The following is a 23,714-nucleotide window of genomic DNA, read 5'->3' on the forward strand; positions in this document are numbered from 1 at the left end:
AAGTTTCTTATTTTTTTTGAAGATCTTCTTTCGCTTTTGCAGCGCCTTGCTCTACTTTCTCTGCGCCTTTTGCAGCCGCAGCTTTCACATCCTCACCGGCTTTTTTTAATTGTTCTCCCGCTTTATCTGCAGCATCATCAATTTTTTTTCCCGCAGCATCCAGATTCTCTTTTGTTTTATCAATGGTCGCATTAACTTTCGTAGAATCTAAACCTGTCGTTTTATTCGTTTCAACCGTTGTTGTGGTTACTGTCCCATCCGGATTTTCTGCAGTTTCTACTTTCGTTTCTGATTGTTTGCAACTAAAAAGAAATAGAGAGGTTACCGTCGCAGTTAAAAAATATTTTTTCATAGCTAATTGTTTTGTTACTTTCAAATATAGGGTTTTTAAGGCTTCGTCGCCTTATCAGGAGTTGAAATTTCAGGATTAGATTTTTCTTTCTCTTTTTTCAATTTTAAAGCTTCTGCTTTTTTCACATCCTCTTCAGCTTTCTTTGTTGCCTTACCTTGTTCGTCTTTTTCTTTTTGAATCAGTTTTTCAGCCTCCATTTTTTTGCGAACTTCCTTTAATGAATCCTGGTAAGCAAGAGAAGACATTTTAATTTTACGTGCAATATCAACAGAGACCGCACCATTTGAAAAAGAATCTACAGCAATCGTATCATACGGCGGAACGGTAGCGTTTTCCTGAACCACTGCTTCTTTTTTCACTTCTTTTTTACCGCACGAGATCATTAGTAAAAAAAAAGAAAATGCTATAAAATTTTTCATTTTTAATCGATTTTAAATTCAGCGATAACTGGAAAATGATCCGACAACTTCACACTGCGGTCAACCCTGTAACTCACAGGTTTAATTTCTTTTGACGTAAAAATATAATCAATTCTGATGGGGAATTTATAATCATGGAAACTGGTTGAGCTTCCTCTTCCGACCGCTACAAAAGCGTCGGTTAAGCCTTTTCCTAAAGTATAATACTCATAAGAATTGGGCACCGAATTAAAATCTCCCGCCAAAATCACTGGATAAGGCGAATCATCGATTGCTTTTCGAATATCTAAAACTTCATCCTGATGAATTTTAAAGGTGGGAATTAATCTTTTTAATATATAGAGTACTTTAACTTTATTGGTTTCTAAATCTTCGGTCGGTTTTACTTTTGCTTTGTCGAATGAAAAAGGATTTAAGTAAACATCTACGATCCGAATGATCTTTCCATTAAATTTAATATCTGCATAAAAAGCATTTCCGTTTCCAAAAGTGGCCAATTTTTCGTGTTTTAGAATTTCGGTTTTAGAATTTATTGCTACGATTTCGTAATCATTCACGTTATGCGGATATCCGGGAATTTCTATTTCTGTGCCTTTCTCTTGATTAATAATAATATCAGCGTGCGTGTTTTTTAAATATTCGTAAACCTCTTCCCTTCCCATCGAACCACTTTTCATATTCATGGTAACGATCTTCAAATTAGGTTTTTCAGAAGCTTTCTCCGTAAAATTCACCCATCTTCTCACGGGATTAATAAATAGTAATGAAACCAAAAGAAAGAAAATCGCTCTCTTTTTCCACAATACGATCCAGATAACGCACAACAGCACATTGAAAATCATCAAAACCGGGAAAGTGAGAGAAAGCAGATTAAACCAGGGAAAAGTTTTCGGTGAAACATAATCATTGAGCAAAGTTCCCAAAAGAAAAACAATGATCAAAAGATGCATCAAAACTAAAAAGAATCTAAGAATCCTCACAACACCTTTTAATTAATTCTAAACTGGTTGTTTTTCCAGTATCTCGCCAATACAAAACCTACGATCGCTCCACCGATATGTGCAAAATGCGCAATTCCACCCATCGAACCACTGAAACCTAGATAAAGCGAGATGATGATGATTCCCGGCAATAAATATTTCGCTTTGATGCCATAAGGAATAAACATGATCGACATTTTAGAATCCGGGAAAAGGGTGGAAAAAGCAGCAACCACGCCGAAAATCGCTCCTGAAGCTCCTAACATTGGCGAACGGAAAATTTCCTCAGGATTGGCTCCTAATTGAGCAATTTCAAAATAGTTCCAGACGCAATTTAAAGCATAAGCTCCAATTCCACTTGCGAAATAAAGAAGGATAAATTTTTTCTGACTTAAAACCTGCTCTAAAATTGGTCCAAAACTCATCAAAGTTAACATGTTAAATAAAATGTGAGTTAGTCCAATTCCCTGTCCTAAAGGTGCATGCATAAACATATGCGTAATGATTTGCCAAACTCTGAAATAAGGCGATCCAATATAGTAAACAGAAAATTCGGTGTACATGAACAGCGGATTCCAAAAGTTGGAAATCAGGTAAACCAGAACATTAATAATAATTATATTTTTGGTGATTGGGGTAAGTCTTGGAAACATATTTTTTAAAATTTATTTTTTAATTCATCGAGCGGAACTTCTATAAAACAACGCTTTCCGGAAGGTAAATAATCGGGGAAACCTAAAGCCGTAAAATCACGGATCACCTGTTCCGCATCTATTTTATAAAGGAAATCAAATCTGGATTTGCTTTGGATCTTATTCCATTGATTTTGGTAAAAATGAAGGAACTCTTCTTCTGTTCTGTATTCTAAAATTTCGAAAAGCTGCTCCATGAATTTCATGACCTGCGTTTCTTTTAATCCTTCCGGAACGGCATCGATCCGCAAAACATTATCATTGGCGATCACCATATCGAAACCCAGATCGGGTAAAAATTTCTTGATTGAACGAAATTTATTTTTCTCCGTTTCATTCATGTGATATTCCAGAGAAAAAAGCAGGGTTTGCTTTTCGTTGCCGCGTTTTTTCTTACCATTTCTTTCGCTCACCACCAATCGGTGCATTCTGCCCAAATCGAGCATGAGTGTTTTTCCGCTCTTATTAAAAAGCCAGTAACCATTTGGAAGACGCATCAGATCTTCATCGAAGTCTTCATCTTCAAAAAGATTAATTTTCGAAGGTTCAGCGGAATTGGTTTGCTGATACATTTCGCCCATTGCAACGCTTTCGGTGGCAGAAACCTTTTCTTCTAAAAAGGGATTATAATTTCTATCGACCGTTATTTCGGGGGATTTATAACTTCCATTGTTATTGGTTTGATGCGTAAAAGCATCAATTGAAGTATCTCTGTCGAAATCTAAACTCGGCGCAACATTGTAAATTCCGAGCGATCTTTTAATGGTTGAACGAATCAAAGCGAAAATCAGATTTTCATCCTCAAACTTCACTTCTATTTTTTGCGGATGAATATTGACATCAACCTTCTCCGGATCTAATTCTAAGAACAGAAAAAAGGTCGGAATATATCCTGGTAAAAGCAAACCATCAAAAGCTTCCTGAACAGCTTTGTTAAAATAAGCGCTCCGGAAATATCGCCCATTCACAAACAAAAACTGTTCGCCCCGAACTTTCTTTGCACCTTCCGGTTTTGCCGCAAATCCACCCAGTTTTACCCAACCCAAATTTTCATTGATGGGAACTAAAACCGGCTGTAATTTTCGCCCAAAAATCTCAATAATTCGTTGAAGAATACTCGATTTTCTGAGTCTGAAAATAATATCATCGTTATGGAAAAGTTCAAAATCGATGTTTTCATGCGCCAAAGCAACTCTTTGAAATTCATCAATAATATGACGAAATTCGACATTATTATTTTTAAGAAACTTTCTTCTTGCGGGAACATTGTAGAAAAGATTTTTCACTAAAAAGTTAGAACCTTCCGTTGTCTGGATCGGTTCCTGAAATTGAAATCCGCCACCTTCAATATAAATATTGGTTCCGGCTTTTGCATCTTTCGTTTTCGTCTTTAACTCTACCTGAGAAACCGCCGCAATGGAAGCTAAAGCTTCTCCACGAAAACCTTTTGTAGAAATCCTGAAAATATCTTCTGTCGTACTTATTTTGGACGTGGCGTGTCTTTCAAAAGCGAGGCGCGCATCGGTATCACTCATTCCACTGCCATTATCTACGACCTGAATCAAGTTTTTTCCGGCGTCGCGAATGATGAGTTCTATTTTGGTAGCACCGGCATCAACGGCGTTTTCCATCAATTCTTTTACAATCGAGGCAGGTCTTTGCACCACTTCACCCGCAGCGATTTGGTTAGCAACATGATCGGGTAAAAGTTTGATAATATCTGACATCTATTTATAATCGCCACAAAAATAGTGATTCAAAAGGGGTTTATTGAATAATTTCTCGAAATAGTTTTATCCGTGATTTCGTAACGGTATAAATTTTTAATTTAACCACAAAAGCTATAAAAGAAATGCTTTGGAAAATTCAGTTATTCAGCAGCTTAAAAAAGGTGCGCGACCTTTGTTCATATCACTTTTTTGAACTATATAACAGCATCATTTTCCCTTTCGCACAAATAAAACTTTTGTGACTTTTGCGGTTAAAAATTGAATTAATGTAGTTGCGCCCGTTACTTGTATTTGATTTCGTCGATTTTATCCGATACTTTCTTGGATATTTTTTCTGAAATATTTCTGTGGTCAGAAAGATGTTTGAGGACAAAATTTCTCTTTTTTCTGATCACCATAAAATGATAATCTTCTTCTTCCCAAATTCCGTATTTCTCAAAATAAGTCAGTTCCAAACTGTGCTTTTCGAGATGCTGCATCAAAGGAAACAGATGAACTTCCTGATCGATGACCTGCAAACTTTCGGGATGATGAATTCTGGCGTAACCAATATATTGTGGATTAGGAATATTGATGGCAATCTGGGTTTTGTCGGTACAGATTTTGGCTAAATTTCCGAACAGTTCTTCGTGCTGATCTAGCGGAATATGCTCGATAACATCCATCAAAGTGATGAAATCAAAATCTGAATTTTTTGGCTGGTATTTTACGACATCGGCAACATCTAAAAGGATATTCTTCTTCCCTTTCAATTCTTCCTTTGCGACGGCGACACTTTTTTCACTTAAATCAACAGCTTCTAAAATCCCGGTTGATATTTTTTTGCCTAATAATTTGGTGAAAATTCCGACGCCACAACCTAACTCCAAAACTTTGGAATCTTCTTTTAATCCTAAATTAAGAAGTCTTTTATACAAAGAAATGAGTCTTTCGTTCGCCCCGATTTTTAATTGTCGCTGTACGAATTCGTCATAAAAGTCCGAGATTTCCTTTTGTTTCATGCGGTAAAAATAAGAAATTTTTGTTTTTGTTTTTTAGGAGGAAACCTTCTAATGATTTGTAGGGAATAATTAGTATTTTAGCAAAGAAATAAAGTACAATACTTATTAAACCTATGAGTAAGTTTACAGTAATAAAGAACACAAATGATTTCATTTAAACAAGAATCTCTTACATTGGAAGAGTTAGAAGTAAACCTTAGTGCAGAGCTAATCGCACATCAAGAAAAGGTGTTACAAAAATATTCAGTCGAGAAGGAAAAAGAATGTAGTCTTCCATCATTACACGGGACAATAGGCGGAAAAAACAATCAATATGCTGATATAGTAAATACCCAATTCAGTGATCCTCGAGAATTTATTGCGCACTGGGTGAGAGGTTTTATAAAATATGTAGGTAAATCTAAATCTTCACCATTAAGAACTCTTCTGAAAGATGATGAGTTTAGAGAATATACATTTACTTTTTTAGAACGAAATTTTTATAGAAATTTAATTGAAAGAACAAGATTTAAACCTAATCAAAGTTTATGGTCTATTTGGTTCGGGTCTGGCAATTTAATTTGGGGGTTAATTATTGCACCTGCTAATAGAGGAAAACAATGGACAAATGATGTAAGTGAAATTAGAAGGGCAAAATATCAATATTGGACAATTGGGCATATTATGGAGACGGGATTAATTGATCCAGAAAGCGAGTATCCTATAAAATTTTCGAAAATAGAGGATTTAATGACCTTTTATAGAAGTGTACTTAAAAGAGTTTCAAATTCTACTTATGAAAATAGATTTTGTGATTTATACATGGAATATTTACTGTATTCAGATGCACCAATGGAAGAACCATTCTTGATTCCCGAATTTAGATATTTAGGTCTAGAAAAAAATCATGAACATCGTTTAGACTTTACTATATTAAATCCGCACACGAGAGAATTAATTGGTATAGAATTAAGTCCAAACTCGACACATATGGCTGTTTCTGGTATTAAAGATAAAACTCAGAAAAAAGTTAATGAAGAGTTATCTGCAAAGTGGGATAAGGAAATGAAGAAGAGAAATGATTATTTTTCATCATTTGATATCTTTATATTAACCTTTACTGATGAGAATTTAAAAGATATTGACGCATGTTTTATAGAAATAAAGAAATATTTATCTGCTCGACTAGATAATCCCATTATACTTGAAGAAGAATTAGAGAGATTAAAAAACATCTAAATATTAATGCATTCAAAAGCGGTTTCGCAAAATTGTAAAATATGTGCAAAATCTTTCCGCTGCGCAAATTCCCCTGAATTTGAGCCATCAAATCAATCATTATACCCATAATTATACGTGCCGCACCCATGATTTGCGGGTCCGAACGTATAATTATACGTAACAGCACGTATAATTGGTGGTTCGCAACGTATATTTATACGTTGGTGGAGGTGTAATTATACGTCTGCAACGTATCCCGATAGGTTCGCAACGTATAAATATGAGTAAACAACCGCAAATGAGTATATTTTTAATAGAGGAAATAAATTTTAACAGGGATTTTAGTCTTTCTTTAAAACAAAAAAAACTTTCTGAGAAAATTCAGAAAGTTTTTTAGCTATTGAGAAGTAAATTATTTTTTCAAAGTTTTAAAGCCCATTTCAAAAAGCGCAAAACTCAAAATATCTGCGTTTTCACCAATCACCTGATCCGTACTTCTACCCGCTCCATGACCTGCATTGGTTTCGATTCTTACCAAAACCGGATTGCTGCAAGATTGTTTTTCCTGTAATTCTGCACCAAATTTGAAAGAGTGCGCCGGAACTACTCTATCATCGTGATCACTTGTAATAATCATGGTTGAAGGATAACAAACACCTTTTTTAACGTTGTGAACGGGCGAATATGATTTCAGATAATCGAACATTTCTTTGCTGTCTTCTGCAGTTCCGTAATCATAACTCCAACCCGCACCAGCAGTGAATTTGTTGTAACGTAACATATCTAGAACGCCAACTCCGGGGAAAGCAACTTTTGCTAGATCTGGACGCATTGTCATGGTCGCTCCAACTAAAAGTCCGCCATTTGAACGGCCAGAAAGCGCCATATAATCTTTGGAAGTATATCCTTTATTCTGCAAATATTCTCCGGCTGCGATGAAATCTTCGAAGACATTTTTCTTTTGCATTTTGGTTCCGGCATCATGCCATTTCTTTCCGTATTCACCTCCACCACGAATATTTGGAACAGCGTAAATTCCACCATTTTCCATCCAGATTGCATTCACGACAGAAAAAGCCGGTTGCAAACTGATGTTGAAGCCACCGTAAGAATAAAGAATTGTCGGGTTTTTACCATCGAGTTTCAAACCCTTTTTATAATTGATCATCATCGGAATTTTCGTTCCGTCTTTTGACGTGTAGAAAACCTGCTCTGAAACATAATTTTCGGGATTGAATTTTACTTTTGGTTTTTGATAAACTTCAGACTTTCCAGAGTCTGCATTAAATTTATAAATGGTTCCGGGCGTGATGTAATTGGTAAACGAGAAATAAAGATCTTTTTCTTTTTCCTTTCCACTAAAACCACCTGCAGTTCCAATTCCAGGTAAATCGATGGTGCGGATTAATTTACCGTTATAATCAAATTGCTTCACAGAAGTTACGGCATCTTTCATATATTTTGCGAAAATAAAACCGCCACCTGTAGAAACATCAAGTACATTTTCGGTTTCAGGAATAACATCGATCCAAACATCAGGTTTATTGATATTAAATTTGATCAAACGCATATTCGGTGCGTTCTTGTCGGTCATTGCATAAATAAAATCTGCTTTAGAATCCACAACACTGGTGTTGAAATCATAACCTTTTTGAATAGGAATAAAATCTGTTTTGTTTTTTAAATCTTTAATATAAAGTTCATTGCCATTCGTCGCTTCCGACGCACTCAAAATTTCGTAACGCTGATCTTCAGAAACACCAATTCCCATGTATCTTCTTTTGAAATTTTCCCCACCGATAATCATTTTATCAGCACTTTGTTTCGTTCCTAACTGGTGAAAATAAACTTTGTGTGTATCTGTTTTTGCGGAGAGTTCAGACCCTTTTGGTTTGTCGTAACTTGAATAGAAAAAACCTTGATCTCCTAACCAGGATGCTCCGGAAAACTTAACATCGATGATGGTTTCATCAATCACTTTCTTCGTAATGGCATCGATAATGATGATTTTATTCCAGTCACTTCCACCTTCCGAAATGGAATAAGCGACTAAATTTCCTTTTTTATTGAAAGAAACTCCGGCTAAAGAAGTTGTGCCCTTTTCAGAGAATTTATTGGGATCAAGAAAAACTTCTGTTTTACCTGCTTTATCTGTTCTGTATAAAACCGACTGCGCCTGAAGTCCGTCATTTTTATAGAAATAAGTAAAATCTACCTCTTTAAACGGTGCGCTTATTTTTTCGTAATTCCAGATCTCTTTTAACTGAGAGCGAATTTCTTCCCGGAAAGGAATTTTAGAAAGATAATCGTTGGTAAAAGCAACTTCCCGCTGCACCCAATCTTTGGTATCTTCCGCGCGGTCATCTTCTAACCATCGGTAAGTGTCGTTCACTTTTGTTCCAAAATAGTCATCGAAATGGCCGATTTTTTTTGTTTCAGGATATTTCAAATTCGTAGTCATTTTCTGTGCGGTACAAGTTGCAAACAATAATCCGGTTGCACCCACTGCAAAGGTTTTAAAATTCATATCGTAAGGGTTTGTTCAAAAATACCATTATTTAGTGAAAGCAGAAAATATCTTAAAAACGCATAATGCAATATTCAACTTTAATAAAAATTAATAATTACAACCTCAACTTTAACAAACTTTAAAATAGATTTATTGGTCAAGGGAATACAATTTGCTAAGTTTACCAATCACAATCTTATTACTATGAGAAAAGAAACAGGAATATTGTTAGCAGGAAGTTTAGGCATAATCATTGGTCTTGGAATTTTCGGTGTACGAAAATTTTTACTCAATAAAAGTAGAGAGTACAACGATTATTACTCCGATTTCCACCGCCACTTCGAAAAAAAGCAGAAAGAGGAAAACCACGATGGTGTTGAATTTTTGGCGATGCGTTAATAATTTTAATATGTAAATCATAATCCTGCCTTCAAGAAAGAGCAGGATTTTTTGTGAGATAACTTGAAGAAGACCAGAAATTCTACATTGACAGTTTCTGTTTTTCGATTTAATGAATATCAAATTCAATAAAAGTTCTGATGTAAAGGCTAATAAATAAACTTTTTAGTTATTTTTAACAAAATTTTCAAAAATGGTTCTCAGCAGAATTTGGAGCGGCTTTATTATCGTAGCGATCTTGGTGGCAAGTATTAAATATTTGGTATCTGATAATTACAAAGCGATCTACAACGATATGGTCGTAGGGAAAAGTGGAGATACCGTTCAAATCGCTTCTAAAAGTACGTCTCAAATCTCGCCTGCTATTCTTGGAAATCTGTCGGATAAAAAAGAATTTACTGAAAACAGAATTCATTACAAAAGCGATTCTGCACAATCGAAAGTTGCTTTGTATCGCGTTCAACAAACGGATGGTGTTATTGGAACATCAGAAACTGCAGTCAAGATCTGTTTGGGCTTGATCGGAATTATGACGCTATTTATGGGTTTCATGAGCATCGCAGAAAAAGCGGGCGGAATCAATTTGCTGTCAAGAATGATTCAGCCTTTTTTCTCTAAACTCTTTCCGGAAATTCCCAAAAACCATCCTTCTTTCGGACATATGTTATTGAATTTTTCTGCAAATTTATTGGGTTTAGATAACGCTGCAACTCCGTTTGGATTAAAAGCGATGGAAAGTTTACAAACCTTGAATCCCGATAAAGAACGTGCTAGTAATTCTCAAATTATGTTTTTGTGTCTGCATGCGGGAGGTTTAACGTTGATCCCGGTTTCTATTATTGCGATTCGTGCTTCTATGGGTTCTCATACGCCGACCGATATTTTTCTGCCGTGTATGATCGCGACTTTTGCGGCGACATTATCTGCGATGATCGTAGTTTCGCTTTATCAAAAAATAAATTTATTGCAACCAGTTGTGATCGCTTACGTTGGTGGAATTTCTGCCATTATCGGTTTATTGGTTGTTTATTTAGTGAGTTTAAGCAAAGAAGGACTTGATAATTTTAGCATGTTATTGAGCAACGGAATTATTCTCCTTATTTTCTTCGCAATCGTTTTGGGCGGACTTTACAAAAAAATAAATGTCTTCGATGCTTTTATCGATGGTGCAAAAGAAGGTTTCTGGACGTGTGTTAAAATTATTCCTTATTTGGTTGGAATGTTGATCGCAATTTCATTGTTGAGAACTTCCGGCGTTTTCGATGTCTTAATTGATGGAATGAAATGGGTTGCACAAGTTGTAGGTTTTGACACCCGATTTGTGGATGGTTTGCCGACGGCTTTAATCAAACCACTTTCAGGTTCTGGCGCAAGAGGAATGATGGTCGATACGATGCAGACTTTTGGCGCAGATAGTTTCCAGGGAAGATTGGCAGCAGTTTTACAGGGAAGTTCAGATACAACGTTCTACGTAATTGCGATTTATTTCGGCGCAGTTGGAATTAAAAATACCAGATATACAGTAACCGCAATGCTTTTGGCCGACTTGGTTGGAATTATTACTTCAGTTATTTTGGCGTATATTTTCTTTGCCTAGTTTTTTTAAACAAGACACAAAACTCATTTATTTTATTAATATTAAAACTTAAAATATGATACACGATAAAGATTACATCATTAGAATAGTAAAACAATTTTCAGAATTTCTTTCTAAAATGATTTTGGGAGGAAGCAATGGCGATCTTGCCGAACTTCAAAGGGTTTTTGATACCAATATGAATGATACTTTTAAAATGGATTTTGAAACATTGGCTTCGAAACCTACCGAAGAAATTGTTCAGTTGATTAATGATAAAGACAAAAATCATCACATTCCGTATTTTGAATTATTAGGACATCTTTTTTACTTTAAAAACATAGAAAATCCGAATCCTGATTTTGCGCAAAAAGCCAAAGTTTTCTACGAACAATATTTGCAAACGAGCGGTGTTTTTTCAATGCCGATTGTGAGTAGGATTGGGGAATTGAATAAGGTTTAAATTAAATGGACGAATTAAATCTAATACTATCTCAAAAAAAGGAAACTCTTCAAAAATTACAAAAAAAACTAACCATTTTAGGTTGGATCCGTGTTGTTGTATTCCTTTCTATTGCTTACTTTTTATTGAAATATTTCATCTTTGAAAGTGGTTTGAAAAGTCATTTATATCTAGCCCTTTTCTTCACTTTTATCTTTTTCATTTTGGGATATTTCCTTTTAAATGTAAAACAGGAATTGCAGTTTTATAAAAATTATCTTCACATTGGCGAGGAGATCATCAACAAAACTGAATTCGAAACCGGTTTAAATTTTGAGGAAGATGTTGATCAACATCCTTTCGCAAAAGATCTTGATATTCTGGGTAAAAACTCACTCTTCAGTTTTCTCAATTACGCGGAAACCGCTTTAGGAAAAGACAAACTGAAAGATTTTCTTTTAGATTTAAGTGTTAATAAAGAGGAAATAATTCAACGTCAAAAATCGATAGCAGAATTGTCTCAAAAGACGGAATGGAATATTCATTTTCTGACTTTGGCGAAATCGATGGAAATTAAAGGAGAAATTAAACATCCAACAAAATCCAATTCACTTTTCAATGATGCAGTTTTAGCGAAAATCGCCACAACTGGAGTTCCGATCTTGACTTTAATTATTGTAATCTTAGCAATATTTACCTCAATATCCGAAGCTTTGATCGGTGTAATGTTCCTTGGCATTATAATTATTTCCAGAATTGTCCTCTATGTTTATCGCAAAAAAATGCAGGCTTTATGCGAAATGATCTCCTTTGATTCGAATCAGTATGAGCAGTTTTTGAATGTGTTCTCTCATATAGAAAAAGAAGAATTTAAAGAAGAATTGAACCAGTCTCTTCAAAATAAACTCAGATCCGGAAAGACCAAATCTTCCCGAAAGGAAATAGAAAAGCTGGCTCGCTTACTCAGAAATTATGAAAGTGGACAAAGTAATATTGGCGTCATTCTGAATAATTTTTTTCTGTGGAATCTTAATTTCACTATTAAAATTGAAAACCAGTTCAATAACATTGATGAAGATCTGCCGAAATGGTTTCAAGCTTTCTCGGAATTTGAAGCTTTAATTTCATTGGGAATTTTTAAATTTAAAAATGCAGATTACATTTTGCCCGAAATCAATAACGATGGTATTAAACTGAACGCAGAAGAATTGATCCATCCGTTATTATTTCAAACGGAAGTAGTTTCTAATGATTTTACCATCGCACAAAATACAGAAATCTCAATTATTACGGGCGCAAATATGACAGGGAAAAGTACATTTCTGCGTACGGTCGGAATAAATCTAGTTTTGGCAATGGCTGGATGTCCGGTTGCAGCGAAAAAATTCAGTTTTATTCCGATGAAACTTTTCACCTCAATGCGAACGAGCGATTCTCTCAGTGACGGTACTTCTTATTTTAATGCTGAAATCCTTCGACTTCGAAAATTGGTTGAAAATTTAGAAAAAGGCGAACCCCAATTTATTATTTTAGATGAGATCTTAAAAGGGACCAATTCTCAGGATAAACTTACAGGTTCTGAATTATTCCTGGAAAAATTAATGAAGAGCAAAGCATTATTCTCTTGTCTCATTGCAACCCACGATCTGGATCTGACCAAAATAGAAGATAAATTTCCTTTAAAAATTAAAAATTACTGCTTCGAACTTCAAAATATCGATGGCGAACTAGAAACCGATTATAAACTTCAGAATGGCGTTACAAAAAGTATGAATGCCATTTATTTGATGAGAAAGTTTGGCATCATTGATTCTTAAATAGTAAATTAAAGCGCAATCTGTAACATTTCAATATATTTATCGTCTTATTCTTTAAAATAAATCATGAAGAAATCTGCCCTTTTTTTGCTGAGCCTCTTTTCAGTTTTTGCTTTTTCTCAGAAGAAATGGACTCTTCAGGAATGTGTAAGTTATGCTGTCGAAAATAATTTGCAGGTGATCCAAGGGAATTTTAATAATAAAATTCAGGATAATATTCTACAAATTGCAAAAAGACAATATCTACCAGGAGTTTCTGCAACCGCAAATATAGGGGCTAATTTTGGACAGGGTCGAGACACTTTCGGAACGACCAACAGGAATGACAATTTTAGCAATGGTGCAAATGTAGGTGCTGATATTTTACTCTTCAACTATGGCCGTTTGGAAAAAAATATTCGCAAATCCCAATACGATGTTGAAGCGGGAAGTTTTGATTTACAAAAAGTTAAAGATGATATTTCCTTACAAATTGCACAGCAATATTTATCAATTTTACTGAACAGAGAGATTACCAAAATTTCTGAAAGTGCTTTGCAAAATGCAGAAAACCTCTATAAAAGGGCAAAAATCACAACTGAAGTTGGTACAACCGCACAAACTATTTTGGCGGAAGCTGAATCTGCTTTTGCACGGGAAAAACAAAACGTAAAAACAGCAGAGATCAATACGAACCGAAGTCTATTCTCTCTGGCCATGTTACTGCAGCTTAAGGAATACAAAAACTTCGATATTCAAAATGTTGCCCTCGAAAATATGTTAGATGCTCCCCTTTATTCTGCTGATCAGATTATTGATAAAGCCTACGAAAATCAACCTCAACTGAAAGCTGCGGAAAGTAGAATAAAATCGAACGAGGCACAAACTGAAATTACGCGAACTGCTTTCTGGCCTACGATTTCTGCAAATGCGGGAGTAGGAACTTCTTATTTTTACCGACTTCAACCCATCAATATTGGCGGAACGGTAATACAACAAAGAAATTTTTTCAATCAGTTTGGAGATAATTTTGGGCAGCAAGTTGGAGTCACCGCAAATATTCCGATTTTTAATAAAGGGATCACGAGATTACAGGTTCAACAGTCAAAAATAAATGAAGATCTGGCAAAAAACGCCTTGCTACAATCTAAACAAGATGTTCTGCAGAATGTTCAGAAAGCACAGTTTGATGCAGAAAGTAACTATCAAGCATATGTTGCCGCAACGGAAGCAGAGAAAAGTTCAAAATTAGCAAATGATTTTGCTGAGAAAAGCTTTGCTGCAGGAAGAGCAACGATTTATGATTTAAACGCTGCAAGAAACAATTTAGCGAATGCACAAGGTTCGGTTGCACAGGCAAAATACAACTATCTCTTTAGTATGAAACTGTTGAATTTCTATGCAGGAATTCCGCTGTCTTTATAAAAAATTCTTTTCAATAACGATTTTAAAGAATAGGTGAACAAATGTCGATTTCGCTTTTAGAAAAATATTTACCGGAAAATACGCTTCCTTATCTTAAAACCTGGTTTGGTGAACATTCCATTCACATTAAAATTACGAAAGGCAGAAATTCTAAATTGGGAGATTACCGGAAAATGCCGGATAAATCACATCAGATCACCATTAATTCTACACTGCAACCACCACTTTTCTTTTTTGTTTTAACGCATGAACTGGCGCATCTGTTGGCTTTCGAAAATTTTGGTGGCCGAATTTCTCCGCATGGAGCTGAATGGAAAAATACCTTTAAAATAATGCTTTTGGAAAGTATCGCCATTTACCCGGAAGATCTGAAACCGGTTATTCTAAAGTTTTCAAGATCACCTAAAGCTAATTTTATGGCGAGTCCAGATCTGGTTAGATATTTCCACATAGAGAATTATGAAGATGAAAGTTCTTATATTGAAGATTTGAATCCCGGCGACCGATTTACCTACAAAAAGCAAACTTATGTCATTGAGGAAAAGCGAAAAAAAAACTATCTTTGTTTAAATCTAGACACGTCAAAAAAATATATTTTTAAACCTTTGGCAAGAGTCGAAAAATTAAGTTAATAATGTCAAAATCAAACAATTACTGCGTTATCATGGCAGGAGGGATCGGAAGTAGATTCTGGCCGATGAGCACTCAGAAATATCCCAAACAATTTCAAGATATTCTAGGAACCGGCAGAACCATGATTCAGCAAACCTACGACCGAATTCGAAAAGTTGTACCTGCAGAAAATATCTATGTCATCACCAACAAAGAATATATTTCTCTTACCGCAGAGCAGTTACCCGACATAAATGCGGAAAACATCGTGGGTGAACCGATGATGAAAAATACTGCAGCCTGCAATATTTACATGGCAAAAAAAATCGCGGAGAAAAACAGCAACGCAAATATCATTGTTCTTCCCGCAGATCATTTGATCTTAAAGGAAAATATATTTCTAAAAAAAGCAGAACTCGCCTTTAATTTAGCGGAGAAAAACGATTATCTTATTACCTTAGGAATTAAACCAACGCGTCCTGATACAGGTTATGGTTACATTCAGTTTGTAGAAAAAAAGAATTCTGAATATTTCAAAGTAAAAACTTTTACAGAGAAACCAGACTTAGAGATTGCAAAAACTTTTTTAGAAAGTGGTGATTTCCTCTGGAATGCGGGAATATTTATTTGGAATGTTAAATCTATTCTTTCTGCTTTCGAGGAGTTTTTACCAGAAATGTCCCAAAATTTCGAAGGCTGCGAATACAATTCAAAAAATGAGGAACACTGTATTGATCTTATTTATCCAAAAGTAAATAAAATCTCTATTGATAACGGAATTTTAGAAAAAGCGAAAAATGTTTACGTAATTCCGGCAGATTTAGGATGGAGCGATCTAGGAACCTGGAATTCTATTTATGAAAATTCAGATAAAGATAAAAATGACAACGCTGGAAAATCGAAACACACCGTAACCTACAACGCAAAAGGAAATTTGATTAAACTTAAAAATCAAAATAAGGCAGTGGTAATCGATGGTTTGGAAAACTATATTATTGTAGATACCGACAAAGCACTTTTAATCTGTCCACGGGAAAATGATCAACTCCTCAAAGAATATGTGCATGATTTGAAAGCACTGAAAAATGGAGATAAATTTATGTAACTTTCATAAAAGAAAACAAAAACAAATCCTTTCATGTAAAAATGAAGGGATTTTTTTATTTTAAATAATATCGATAATTCGCTGAATATCAATTTCTTCCAGGCACGCCCAATCGCCACGATAACATTCTTTGTCACCAAAAACAGAGCAAGGTCTGCAGGTTAGATCTTTAACCTGAACGATATCTTTCTCACTTTGACCATATCCTAAAAATCCCGCAAAATGATGCGTTGATCCCCAAACAGAAACGCATCGGGTTCCGACCCAACTCGCGAGATGCATATTGGCAGAATCCATAGAGATCATGGTTTCGAGTTCTGAAATTTTTTGCAGTTCCTCTTTCAAAGTCAATTTACCCGCAAAATTTTCAGAGTTTGGGATTTGAGTTACCCAATTTTCTAAAGTTTCAACCTCAGATTTTCCACCGCCAAAGAAATAAATTTTATGGGTTTTTGAAAGAAGTTTTGCTACTTCAAACGATTTTTCCAGTGTCAACATTTTTCCGCGGTGTTGTGCGAACGGAGCGAAACCAACCCCTGATTTTAAAGTACTTTTCGGTCGATATTGATGCGAAAGAGTAACCGGAAATCCCAATTCCCGAAAAACATCTGCGTATCTTTCTGTGGTGTGTCGAAGTGGTTTTTTCTCCAAATTCCAGATGTCGGTAAGGTGTTCTTTCCCTTCTTTTCCTTTATCCAGAACAGAAATTTTATAGCCTCTCTTTCTAAAAATGGTATCTAATATTTTGGTTCGAATTACATTATGAAGGTCCGCAATGTAATCAGGATGAAATTCTTTGATAAGTTCATTGGTCAATTTTCGCATGCCCATAAAACCTTTATAATCATCGATATCAATTCCTTTGAAGATAAGATTGGGAATTCCTTCGAATAGATCCCGGAAATTATTTCGCGAAACCAAAACGATTTCGAGTTCAGGATTTTGTTCCAGAACTTCCCGGAAAACCGGTGCAGTCATGGCAACATCACCAAATGCAGAAAAACGATATGCTAGAATACGACTCATTTTTTTAGCTGAAATGCTACAGCGTAAAACTTGATCTGTTTGGTCATCGCCATTAATCCATTTGCTCTGGATGGCGACAAAAATTCCTGTAAACCGATCTGAGAAATAAATTCGAAATCTGAATCGAGAATTTCCTGCGTTGAATGACCACTATAAATCGAAACCAAAAGCGACACAATTCCTTTCGGCAGAATACCATCGGAATCTGCTTTGAAAGACAATTTACCATCGTTAAATTCAGCATCGATCCAAACTTTTGACTGGCAACCCTTGATCAAATTAGCTTCTATTTTTTTTTCGTCGGAAAGACCTTTTAATTCTTTTCCGAGGTCGATAATATATTCGTATTTCTGTTCCCAATCTTCAAGAAAGGCAAACTCCTCCACGATTTCCTGCTGTTTTTCTTTGATGGTCATTGTAAAAAATCTTTGTGCAAAGGTAAGAAATTCGAGGTTATCATTCAGAATTGAATCTTCTGAAAGAGTGAAAGTATTTTCGGCTCTTCCTTTTCCCAGCAAAGTTCTGTTGCGGCTTTATTTAAAGAATCTTCGTAAAAATGTTTGCCATTTTGCAATACTAAATTTACTTTATCTGCCAATTCAGAATAATCGTGGATTTTCTCTCCGGCTCCAAAATTATCAACAACTTTTCGCATTTCGGGAAAGTCTGAAACAACGACAGGAACGCGACATTGAATATAATCTGAAATTTTATTAGGCATTGAAAAATAATAACTGAGTCCATTATTTTCTTCAATACTTAAACCCAAATCGGCTTTCTGCGTAATGGTTCTCAATTCATCGGGAACTAATTTTCCTAAAAATTTAACTTTATCTTCTAAACCTAAAGTTTTAGTTAGTTCTGCATATTCTTGTTTTCTCGGTCCGTCGCCAGCGATCCAGAATTCTGCATTTTCAATATCTTTCATGGCTGGAATCATTTTATCTAAACCTCTGGACGGATTGATCACTCCTTGATATAAAATAATTTTCTTTGAGTTCGATTCCTCGTATTTTTGTGGATTTTCGGTTTTCCGGGGGAAATTCTGTACTGCGAACGGTCTTTCAATATCGTACGTTTTATGAAACCAATCGGCGTAACTTTCGCTTGCCGTCATCATATATTTCAGTTTAGGAACCATACTTCGTTCCAGACTTCGCCAAATTTTTTGGGTGAACCTTCCATTTATTGCGGGCATTTCAGTAAAAATTTCGTGACTGTCAAAAACAAGTGGAATATTCAATTTTTTGGAAATTAAATAATTGGGCAGAAGGGTATCAAGATCATTTGAAAGGAGGATTGTCTTTTTATCTGCTTTTTTTAGCAATTCATTGTACAGCCTTCTTTGATATTCTACATAAGCAAAGCGAAGAATTTTAGATTTTAAAATAATTCGGGAAAAAGGATAATTTCTTTCCAATTCTGGCAGACCGCCCCAATTATTTCCGATGAGTTCTATTTGGTAGCCGTTTTCCGACAGTGTTTGGCAAACCTTTTCTACCCGTTGATCTGTTACTAAATTATTGAAAACACTCACTAAAACTTTCATCTGCGAAATTTAATTCTTTTTCATCAAATGATACAATTGAATAAAACATAAAATGCCATTTGGAATAATAACCGGCCAAAGATAATTATTGAAAATGCCATAGAGTACAAACAAAAAACATCCTATGAGGTTAAGAATTCTAATTTTTTTTAGATCTTTCAAAGCAAAACCAAGCACAATAAAAAAAGATGCACCGTAGCCGAAAAAATCTGTAATTAAAGGATTCATAGGAGTTTATTAGGAAAACAAACGTAGTCATTTTGAGTGAGATACTCAAATTTTTATCTGCCATAAAGTCATTAATTGTTTTTGGTAAAGTATTTGTAACTTTGATAATATCATTAAAAAATTTTAGTGATCATAAACAATAGATTGAGACAAAATATATGGATCATAAATTTTCAAACGGTTTGGACCAAGTTTTCAAACACAGCAAAAACGAGGCAAGACGCTTGCAGAGTGAATTTCTGAATACTGAGCATTTTCTTTTGGGCATCATAAAATCAGAAAGTTCTGCAAAGGAGATCTTGAATAATCTGGGAGCAGATTTAACGCAAATAAAAAGAAAGATCGAAACCTTAGCGGTGACGAGTCTAAATCCTTTTGCAGTAGAAAGCGAAAAGATTTCATTTACAAAAATGGCCGATCAAGCTATAAAGCGTTCTGAACTGGAATGCAGACAATATCAAAGTGCTGAAATTAATACCGTGCATCTTTTACTGGGAATCTTATATAAATCTGAAGATCCCACGACGAATATTTTAAGCTCATATGATATCGATTACGAAAGCGTAACAAAATCGTATCAAACAATGTTAAAAAATTCAGGACAAGATCCGAAAATGAGTGCTTACGATGACGATGAAGAAAGAGAAGAATTTGGACAAATGCGAAAGCCAACCGGTAATCTCGGAACTGGGAAAAGTAAAACGCCAACTTTGGATAATTTCGGAAGAGATCTGACCTCACTCGCAAGAGACGGAAAACTCGATCCTGTAATCGGTCGTGAAAAAGAAATTGAAAGGGTTTCTCAGATTTTATCAAGACGAAAAAAGAACAATCCTTTACTTATCGGTGAACCTGGAGTTGGTAAATCAGCGATTGCGGAAGGTTTAGCCTTAAGAATTCAGCAGAAGAAAGTTTCACGAGTTCTTTTCGGAAAACGAGTGATCACTTTAGATTTGGCAAGTTTGGTTGCGGGTACAAAATACCGTGGACAATTTGAAGAGCGAATGAAAGCAATCATGACCGAGCTTGAAAAAAGCCGCGACGTGATTTTGTTTATCGATGAATTGCACACGATTGTAGGAGCTGGAAGTTCGACTGGAAGTTTAGATGCTTCCAATATGTTTAAACCTGCTTTAGCAAGAGGTGAAATTCAATGTATCGGTGCTACAACTTTAGATGAATACAGACAGTATATTGAGAAAGATGGCGCTTTAGAGCGACGTTTCCAAAAGGTGATGGTTGAACCAACTTCTGTGGAAGAAACGGTGCAGATCTTAAATCAAATTAAAGATAAATACGAAGATCATCACAATGTAATTTATACCGATGAAGCCATTTTGGCTTGTGTGAATTTGACTGCGAGATATATCACCGATCGATTTTTACCAGACAAAGCAATTGATGCGATGGATGAAGCAGGTTCGAGAGTGTATATTAAAAACATGAAAGTTCCCAGTGAAATCATCGAGTACGAGAAAAACATCGAAGAAATTAAGGATGCGAAACAAAAAGCGGTAAAAGCGCAGGATTATCTTGAAGCCAGAAAACTGAAAGATGAAGAGGAAAGATTACAGATCGAACTCAATTTGGCTCAGGAAATCTGGGATAAAAATGTAAAAGAAAAGAAAGAAGAAGTTTCTGAAGAGAGTGTGGCAGAAGTCGTTTCTATGATGAGTGGAATTCCAGTGACCAAAGTGGGCAAAAATGAGCTGGATAAACTGGCGCAAATGGACGCAACACTGAACGGTAAAGTGATCGGACAACAGGAAGCGGTGAAAAAGGTAGTAAAAGCCATTCAAAGAAACCGTGCTGGTTTGAAAGATCCGAACCGACCAATTGGTACCTTTATTTTCTTAGGAACAACCGGTGTCGGGAAAACGGAGCTGGCTAAAGTGATGGCGAGGGAATTATTTGATTCCGATGAAGCACTCATTAGAATTGATATGAGTGAGTACATGGAAAAATTTGCGATTTCGCGGTTAGTTGGTGCTCCTCCAGGATATGTTGGATATGAAGAAGGTGGTCAACTGACCGAAGCTGTTCGCAGAAAACCTTATGCAGTGGTACTTTTAGATGAAATTGAAAAAGCACATCCCGATGTTTTCAATATTTTATTGCAGATTTTAGATGAAGGTTTTATTACCGATTCTTTAGGAAGAAAAGTTGATTTTAGAAATACGATCATTATTCTAACTTCTAATATTGGCACGAGAGATCTAAAAGATTTCGGAGATGGAGTTGGTTTCGGAACAACAGCGAAGAAAACAAATACCGATGCAAGAGCGAGAAGTACGATTGAAAATGCTTTGAAAAAAGCTTTCGCACCAGAATTCCTCAACAGGATTGATGATATCGTTATCTTTAATAATTTAGAGAAAGATTCTATTGCGAAAATTATCGATTTGGAATTAGCGAAATTATACAGCCGATTAGAAAAACTCAACTACAAAGTTGAAATGACCGATGAAGCGAAAGATTTTATCGCTGATAAAGGTTGGGACAAAGATTTCGGAGCAAGACCATTGAAACGGGCGATCCAGAAATATATTGAGGATTTACTGGCAGAAATGTTGGTTAATAAACAATTGGTAGAAGGCGAAACCGTAGTTTTAAAATTAAACGAAGAGAAAGATGGTTTAGAAGGTTCGACTTCAAAAGAGAAAACGAAAGCAAAATAAAATTGCGACCTTATAAAAAAGAAAACCTTGTCAATAAAATGGCAGGGTTTTTTGTTTTTAAAAAATGAAGATCCGCTCTTCCTTGAAGAAATTTCCACAAAAAAAACGCACTTAAAAAAATGCGCTGCATATTTTATTGAAAAGAATTTTACTTCTTTTTCGTTTTTACTTTTTCTGCTTCTTCTCTGATGAATGGATATTTTTGTTTCATCCCTTCCAATAAATCCTGATCGAGCTCTAAAGCTACAGAAAGTGCCTTTCTTCCGTCCTTTTGATTATTAAGGTGGAAATAACAATTGCTTAACTGATAAAACAATTCTGCGCGATTATGCATTTTGGTCGCCTTCTTTAAAATGGCAACCGCATCTTCGTAATCACCGATCAACATTAAGACTTCCGAATAAGCATACCAATTGTAGAATCTTGTCGGTTCAAAATCGATCAGCGTTTTCATGCAGGCTAAACTTTCTTCAAATTTACCTGAATCGATATAGAGAAAAGCCAGTCTTTTTTGGTAATCCAGATTATTGTCATTCAACGAAACCGCTTCTTTTGCAAAATAAAGGGCCTCTTTCATCCCGCCCATTTCCTCGTAAATGTAGGATTGCTCCATCATCGAAAGATAAAATTGAGGATCATCCCGCAGCGATTTTTGAAAGGCATTAAGTGCCAAAACTGGTTGTTTATTTTCCTTGTAACACAAACCTATCTTGTAAAAAGTAAAAGATTTCGTGTATTCCAAAGCCAACATCTCTTCGTAAACCTCAACGGCCTTCAACCACTCTCCCATCGCTTCAAAACACGCAGCTTTATTGGCATAAACGCCAACAGACTGTGAATTTATCGCTAAAAGGTAATCGAACCCTTTGATGGCTTCCTCGTAATTTTTTCGATTAAAATAGAATTGACCATATTCAAACCAGCCCGTTTCGGAGAAAGCATATTTGTCCAGATAGTTATTTAGAAACTCAATTGCATCTTCACCCCGATTCAGCTGATTGTAACAAAACATGGTGTTTTCCAAAGAATACTCATCATTCTGATCAAAAGTTAAGGCAAGCTTATAATGTTTCAAAGCTTTAAATGGATCTTCTAAATTCACATATTCATCTGCCATGAAATTGTGTAGAAAATTTTCCTCTTCCTCTAATAATAAAGCGGTTTCGCAATACTCAATTGCTCTTCTTGGGTTACCAAGATTGGAATAATATTTTGCGCAGCATACCAGGAAATCAGTACTTTCCATCGATGATTCTTTCAAATCATCCATCAATTCTTTTGCAAGTGTGTAATTTTCGAGTTCCAAAAGAACCTCGAATTTCTTTATTTTAATTTCTAAAGACTTTGGGTGAAGTTTCAGCGCATACTTTACCGCCGTCTCTGCAAAAGAGATGTCTCCCATTTCCAGATAATAAATAATGATGTCTTCGTATTCTTCGGTATCGAAGTAACGTTCTTCATTATTTTCTATCATTTCTTCGAACTTTGTTACAAGTTCATTTTCAAAAAATTCTTCCAATATATGTTCTCACTGTTATTTACAAAGTATGAAATTATCTTGCATACGTTCGTAAAAAACTATTTTAATTAAACTTTACTAAAATAAACATTTACTTTTCTAAATCAAAATAAACTTTATCAATTTTATAATCCCAGTCTTGCGCTTGCCAATGAACTGAATTAATGGGTTCTGATGACACTAATTTATCATTGAAGAAATAGAGCCAATAATCATTTATCGCGTTGTCGTTCCGGTAGACTTCAGAGATCTGAAACACTTCCATTTTACCTGATTTATATTGTTTGGCGCCAATCGTCTTGGTTTGAAATGATTTTGTTTTCATTTGAACTTCAGACTTCGTCATTCCTAAATTAAGGTTCGACATGTCGATTCCTCTGATCGCATTGCATGAAGAAAGTACCAGGATCGTCAACAGGAAAAAATAATTTTTTATCATATTTAAAAATTTTAAATTATTGCTTTCCAGTTTTAAA

The 23,714-nt window shown here is 35.3% G+C and carries 21 protein-coding genes; 9 read left to right on the top strand and 12 right to left on the bottom strand.

All coding sequences use genetic code 11. From position 1 onward, the window contains the following. Nucleotides 1–7: 7 nt before the first annotated feature. From IV494_RS12020 to IV494_RS12045, 6 genes are all read right to left on the bottom strand, one after another. On the bottom strand, nucleotides 8–352 hold the full coding sequence (locus tag IV494_RS12020) for a hypothetical protein (protein ID WP_196080379.1): 345 nt from the start codon (nucleotides 350–352) through the stop codon (nucleotides 8–10). 35 nt (nucleotides 353–387) lie between these two features. After that, a complete protein-coding gene (locus IV494_RS12025) occupies nucleotides 388–771 on the bottom strand; it encodes a hypothetical protein (RefSeq protein ID WP_196080380.1) in 384 nt (127 codons plus the stop codon). 2 nt (nucleotides 772–773) lie between these two features. Continuing rightward, entirely contained in the window at nucleotides 774–1,751 is a 978-nt protein-coding gene (locus IV494_RS12030; RefSeq protein WP_196080381.1) for an endonuclease/exonuclease/phosphatase family protein, read from the bottom strand. 8 nt (nucleotides 1,752–1,759) lie between these two features. Continuing rightward, a complete protein-coding gene (locus tag IV494_RS12035) occupies nucleotides 1,760–2,404 on the bottom strand; it encodes a rhomboid family intramembrane serine protease (protein ID WP_196080382.1) in 645 nt (214 codons plus the stop codon). A gap of 5 nt (nucleotides 2,405–2,409) precedes the next feature. Further along, nucleotides 2,410–4,170, bottom strand: coding sequence for a DNA mismatch repair endonuclease MutL (gene mutL, locus IV494_RS12040; RefSeq protein WP_196080383.1), 1,761 nt, complete (start codon nucleotides 4,168–4,170; stop codon nucleotides 2,410–2,412). A 284-nt stretch (nucleotides 4,171–4,454) separates the two neighbouring features. Beyond that, nucleotides 4,455–5,174 (bottom strand): class I SAM-dependent methyltransferase, encoded by a 720-nt coding sequence (locus IV494_RS12045; protein WP_196080384.1) that lies wholly within the window; start codon nucleotides 5,172–5,174, stop codon nucleotides 4,455–4,457. Nucleotides 5,175–5,318: 144 nt separating this feature from the next. Between IV494_RS12045 and IV494_RS12050 the strand changes: the two genes are divergently transcribed. Continuing rightward, nucleotides 5,319–6,392: a topoisomerase II gene (locus IV494_RS12050; protein ID WP_196080385.1), complete on the top strand. Its 1,074-nt coding sequence runs from the start codon at nucleotides 5,319–5,321 to the stop codon at nucleotides 6,390–6,392. 394 nt (nucleotides 6,393–6,786) lie between these two features. Here the strand turns inward: IV494_RS12050 and IV494_RS12055 are convergent, their stop codons facing one another. Continuing rightward, a complete protein-coding gene (locus IV494_RS12055; protein WP_394368407.1) occupies nucleotides 6,787–8,835 on the bottom strand; it encodes a prolyl oligopeptidase family serine peptidase in 2,049 nt (682 codons plus the stop codon). A 252-nt stretch (nucleotides 8,836–9,087) separates the two neighbouring features. Here IV494_RS12055 and IV494_RS12060 point away from each other — a divergent pair, with 252 nt between their 5' ends. The 7 genes from IV494_RS12060 to IV494_RS12090 all read left to right on the top strand — a co-directional run bounded on the left by IV494_RS12060 (nucleotide 9,088) and on the right by IV494_RS12090 (nucleotide 16,238). Further along, nucleotides 9,088–9,282 (top strand): hypothetical protein, encoded by a 195-nt coding sequence (locus tag IV494_RS12060; RefSeq protein WP_196080387.1) that lies wholly within the window; start codon nucleotides 9,088–9,090, stop codon nucleotides 9,280–9,282. A 193-nt stretch (nucleotides 9,283–9,475) separates the two neighbouring features. Beyond that, nucleotides 9,476–10,879: a nucleoside recognition domain-containing protein gene (locus IV494_RS12065; RefSeq protein WP_196080388.1), complete on the top strand. Its 1,404-nt coding sequence runs from the start codon at nucleotides 9,476–9,478 to the stop codon at nucleotides 10,877–10,879. A gap of 55 nt (nucleotides 10,880–10,934) precedes the next feature. Continuing rightward, nucleotides 10,935–11,321 (top strand): hypothetical protein, encoded by a 387-nt coding sequence (locus IV494_RS12070; RefSeq protein ID WP_196080389.1) that lies wholly within the window; start codon nucleotides 10,935–10,937, stop codon nucleotides 11,319–11,321. A 5-nt stretch (nucleotides 11,322–11,326) separates the two neighbouring features. Then, on the top strand, nucleotides 11,327–13,117 hold the full coding sequence (locus tag IV494_RS12075) for a MutS-related protein (RefSeq protein WP_196080390.1): 1,791 nt from the start codon (nucleotides 11,327–11,329) through the stop codon (nucleotides 13,115–13,117). 66 nt (nucleotides 13,118–13,183) lie between these two features. After that, the gene (locus tag IV494_RS12080) at nucleotides 13,184–14,521 is read left to right on the top strand and encodes a TolC family protein (RefSeq protein WP_196080391.1); all 1,338 of its coding nucleotides are present in this window, start codon (nucleotides 13,184–13,186) and stop codon (nucleotides 14,519–14,521) included. A gap of 41 nt (nucleotides 14,522–14,562) precedes the next feature. Next, a complete protein-coding gene (locus IV494_RS12085; protein WP_196080392.1) occupies nucleotides 14,563–15,153 on the top strand; it encodes a SprT-like domain-containing protein in 591 nt (196 codons plus the stop codon). A gap of 2 nt (nucleotides 15,154–15,155) precedes the next feature. Beyond that, the gene (locus tag IV494_RS12090) at nucleotides 15,156–16,238 is read left to right on the top strand and encodes a mannose-1-phosphate guanylyltransferase (protein ID WP_230380126.1); all 1,083 of its coding nucleotides are present in this window, start codon (nucleotides 15,156–15,158) and stop codon (nucleotides 16,236–16,238) included. Between the two features lie 60 nt (nucleotides 16,239–16,298). On the opposite strand, the gene IV494_RS12095 is transcribed toward IV494_RS12090, so the two are convergent. Genes IV494_RS12095 through IV494_RS12105 form a run of 3 tightly spaced genes read right to left on the bottom strand, consistent with a single transcriptional unit; the run spans nucleotide 16,299 to nucleotide 18,813 of the window. Beyond that, nucleotides 16,299–17,264 carry a glycosyltransferase family 9 protein gene (locus IV494_RS12095; RefSeq protein ID WP_196080393.1) on the bottom strand — a complete coding sequence of 322 codons (966 nt, stop codon included), beginning with the start codon at nucleotides 17,262–17,264 and terminating at the stop codon, nucleotides 16,299–16,301. Beyond that, complete coding sequence (locus IV494_RS12100) at nucleotides 17,261–17,680, bottom strand: SufE family protein (protein WP_196080394.1); 420 nt, start codon at nucleotides 17,678–17,680, stop codon at nucleotides 17,261–17,263. Before IV494_RS12100 ends, IV494_RS12095 begins: the two co-directional genes overlap by 4 nt. Nucleotides 17,681–17,724: 44 nt before the next feature. Further along, nucleotides 17,725–18,813 carry a glycosyltransferase family 4 protein gene (locus IV494_RS12105; protein WP_196080395.1) on the bottom strand — a complete coding sequence of 363 codons (1,089 nt, stop codon included), beginning with the start codon at nucleotides 18,811–18,813 and terminating at the stop codon, nucleotides 17,725–17,727. 386 nt (nucleotides 18,814–19,199) lie between these two features. Between IV494_RS12105 and IV494_RS12110 the strand changes: the two genes are divergently transcribed. Then, the gene (locus IV494_RS12110; RefSeq protein ID WP_196080396.1) at nucleotides 19,200–21,719 is read left to right on the top strand and encodes an ATP-dependent Clp protease ATP-binding subunit; all 2,520 of its coding nucleotides are present in this window, start codon (nucleotides 19,200–19,202) and stop codon (nucleotides 21,717–21,719) included. Between the two features lie 148 nt (nucleotides 21,720–21,867). Here IV494_RS12110 and IV494_RS12115 read toward each other — a convergent pair whose 3' ends face one another. Together IV494_RS12115 and IV494_RS12120 are read right to left on the bottom strand one after the other, a co-directional pair. Further along, a complete protein-coding gene (locus tag IV494_RS12115) occupies nucleotides 21,868–23,238 on the bottom strand; it encodes a tetratricopeptide repeat protein (RefSeq protein WP_196080397.1) in 1,371 nt (456 codons plus the stop codon). Between the two features lie 91 nt (nucleotides 23,239–23,329). Beyond that, complete coding sequence (locus tag IV494_RS12120; protein WP_196080398.1) at nucleotides 23,330–23,677, bottom strand: hypothetical protein; 348 nt, start codon at nucleotides 23,675–23,677, stop codon at nucleotides 23,330–23,332. Nucleotides 23,678–23,714 lie beyond the last annotated feature (37 nt).

The sequence above is a fragment of the Kaistella gelatinilytica genome, assembly GCF_015679325.1.
GTDB classification, from domain to species: Bacteria; Bacteroidota; Bacteroidia; order Flavobacteriales; family Weeksellaceae; genus Kaistella; species Kaistella gelatinilytica.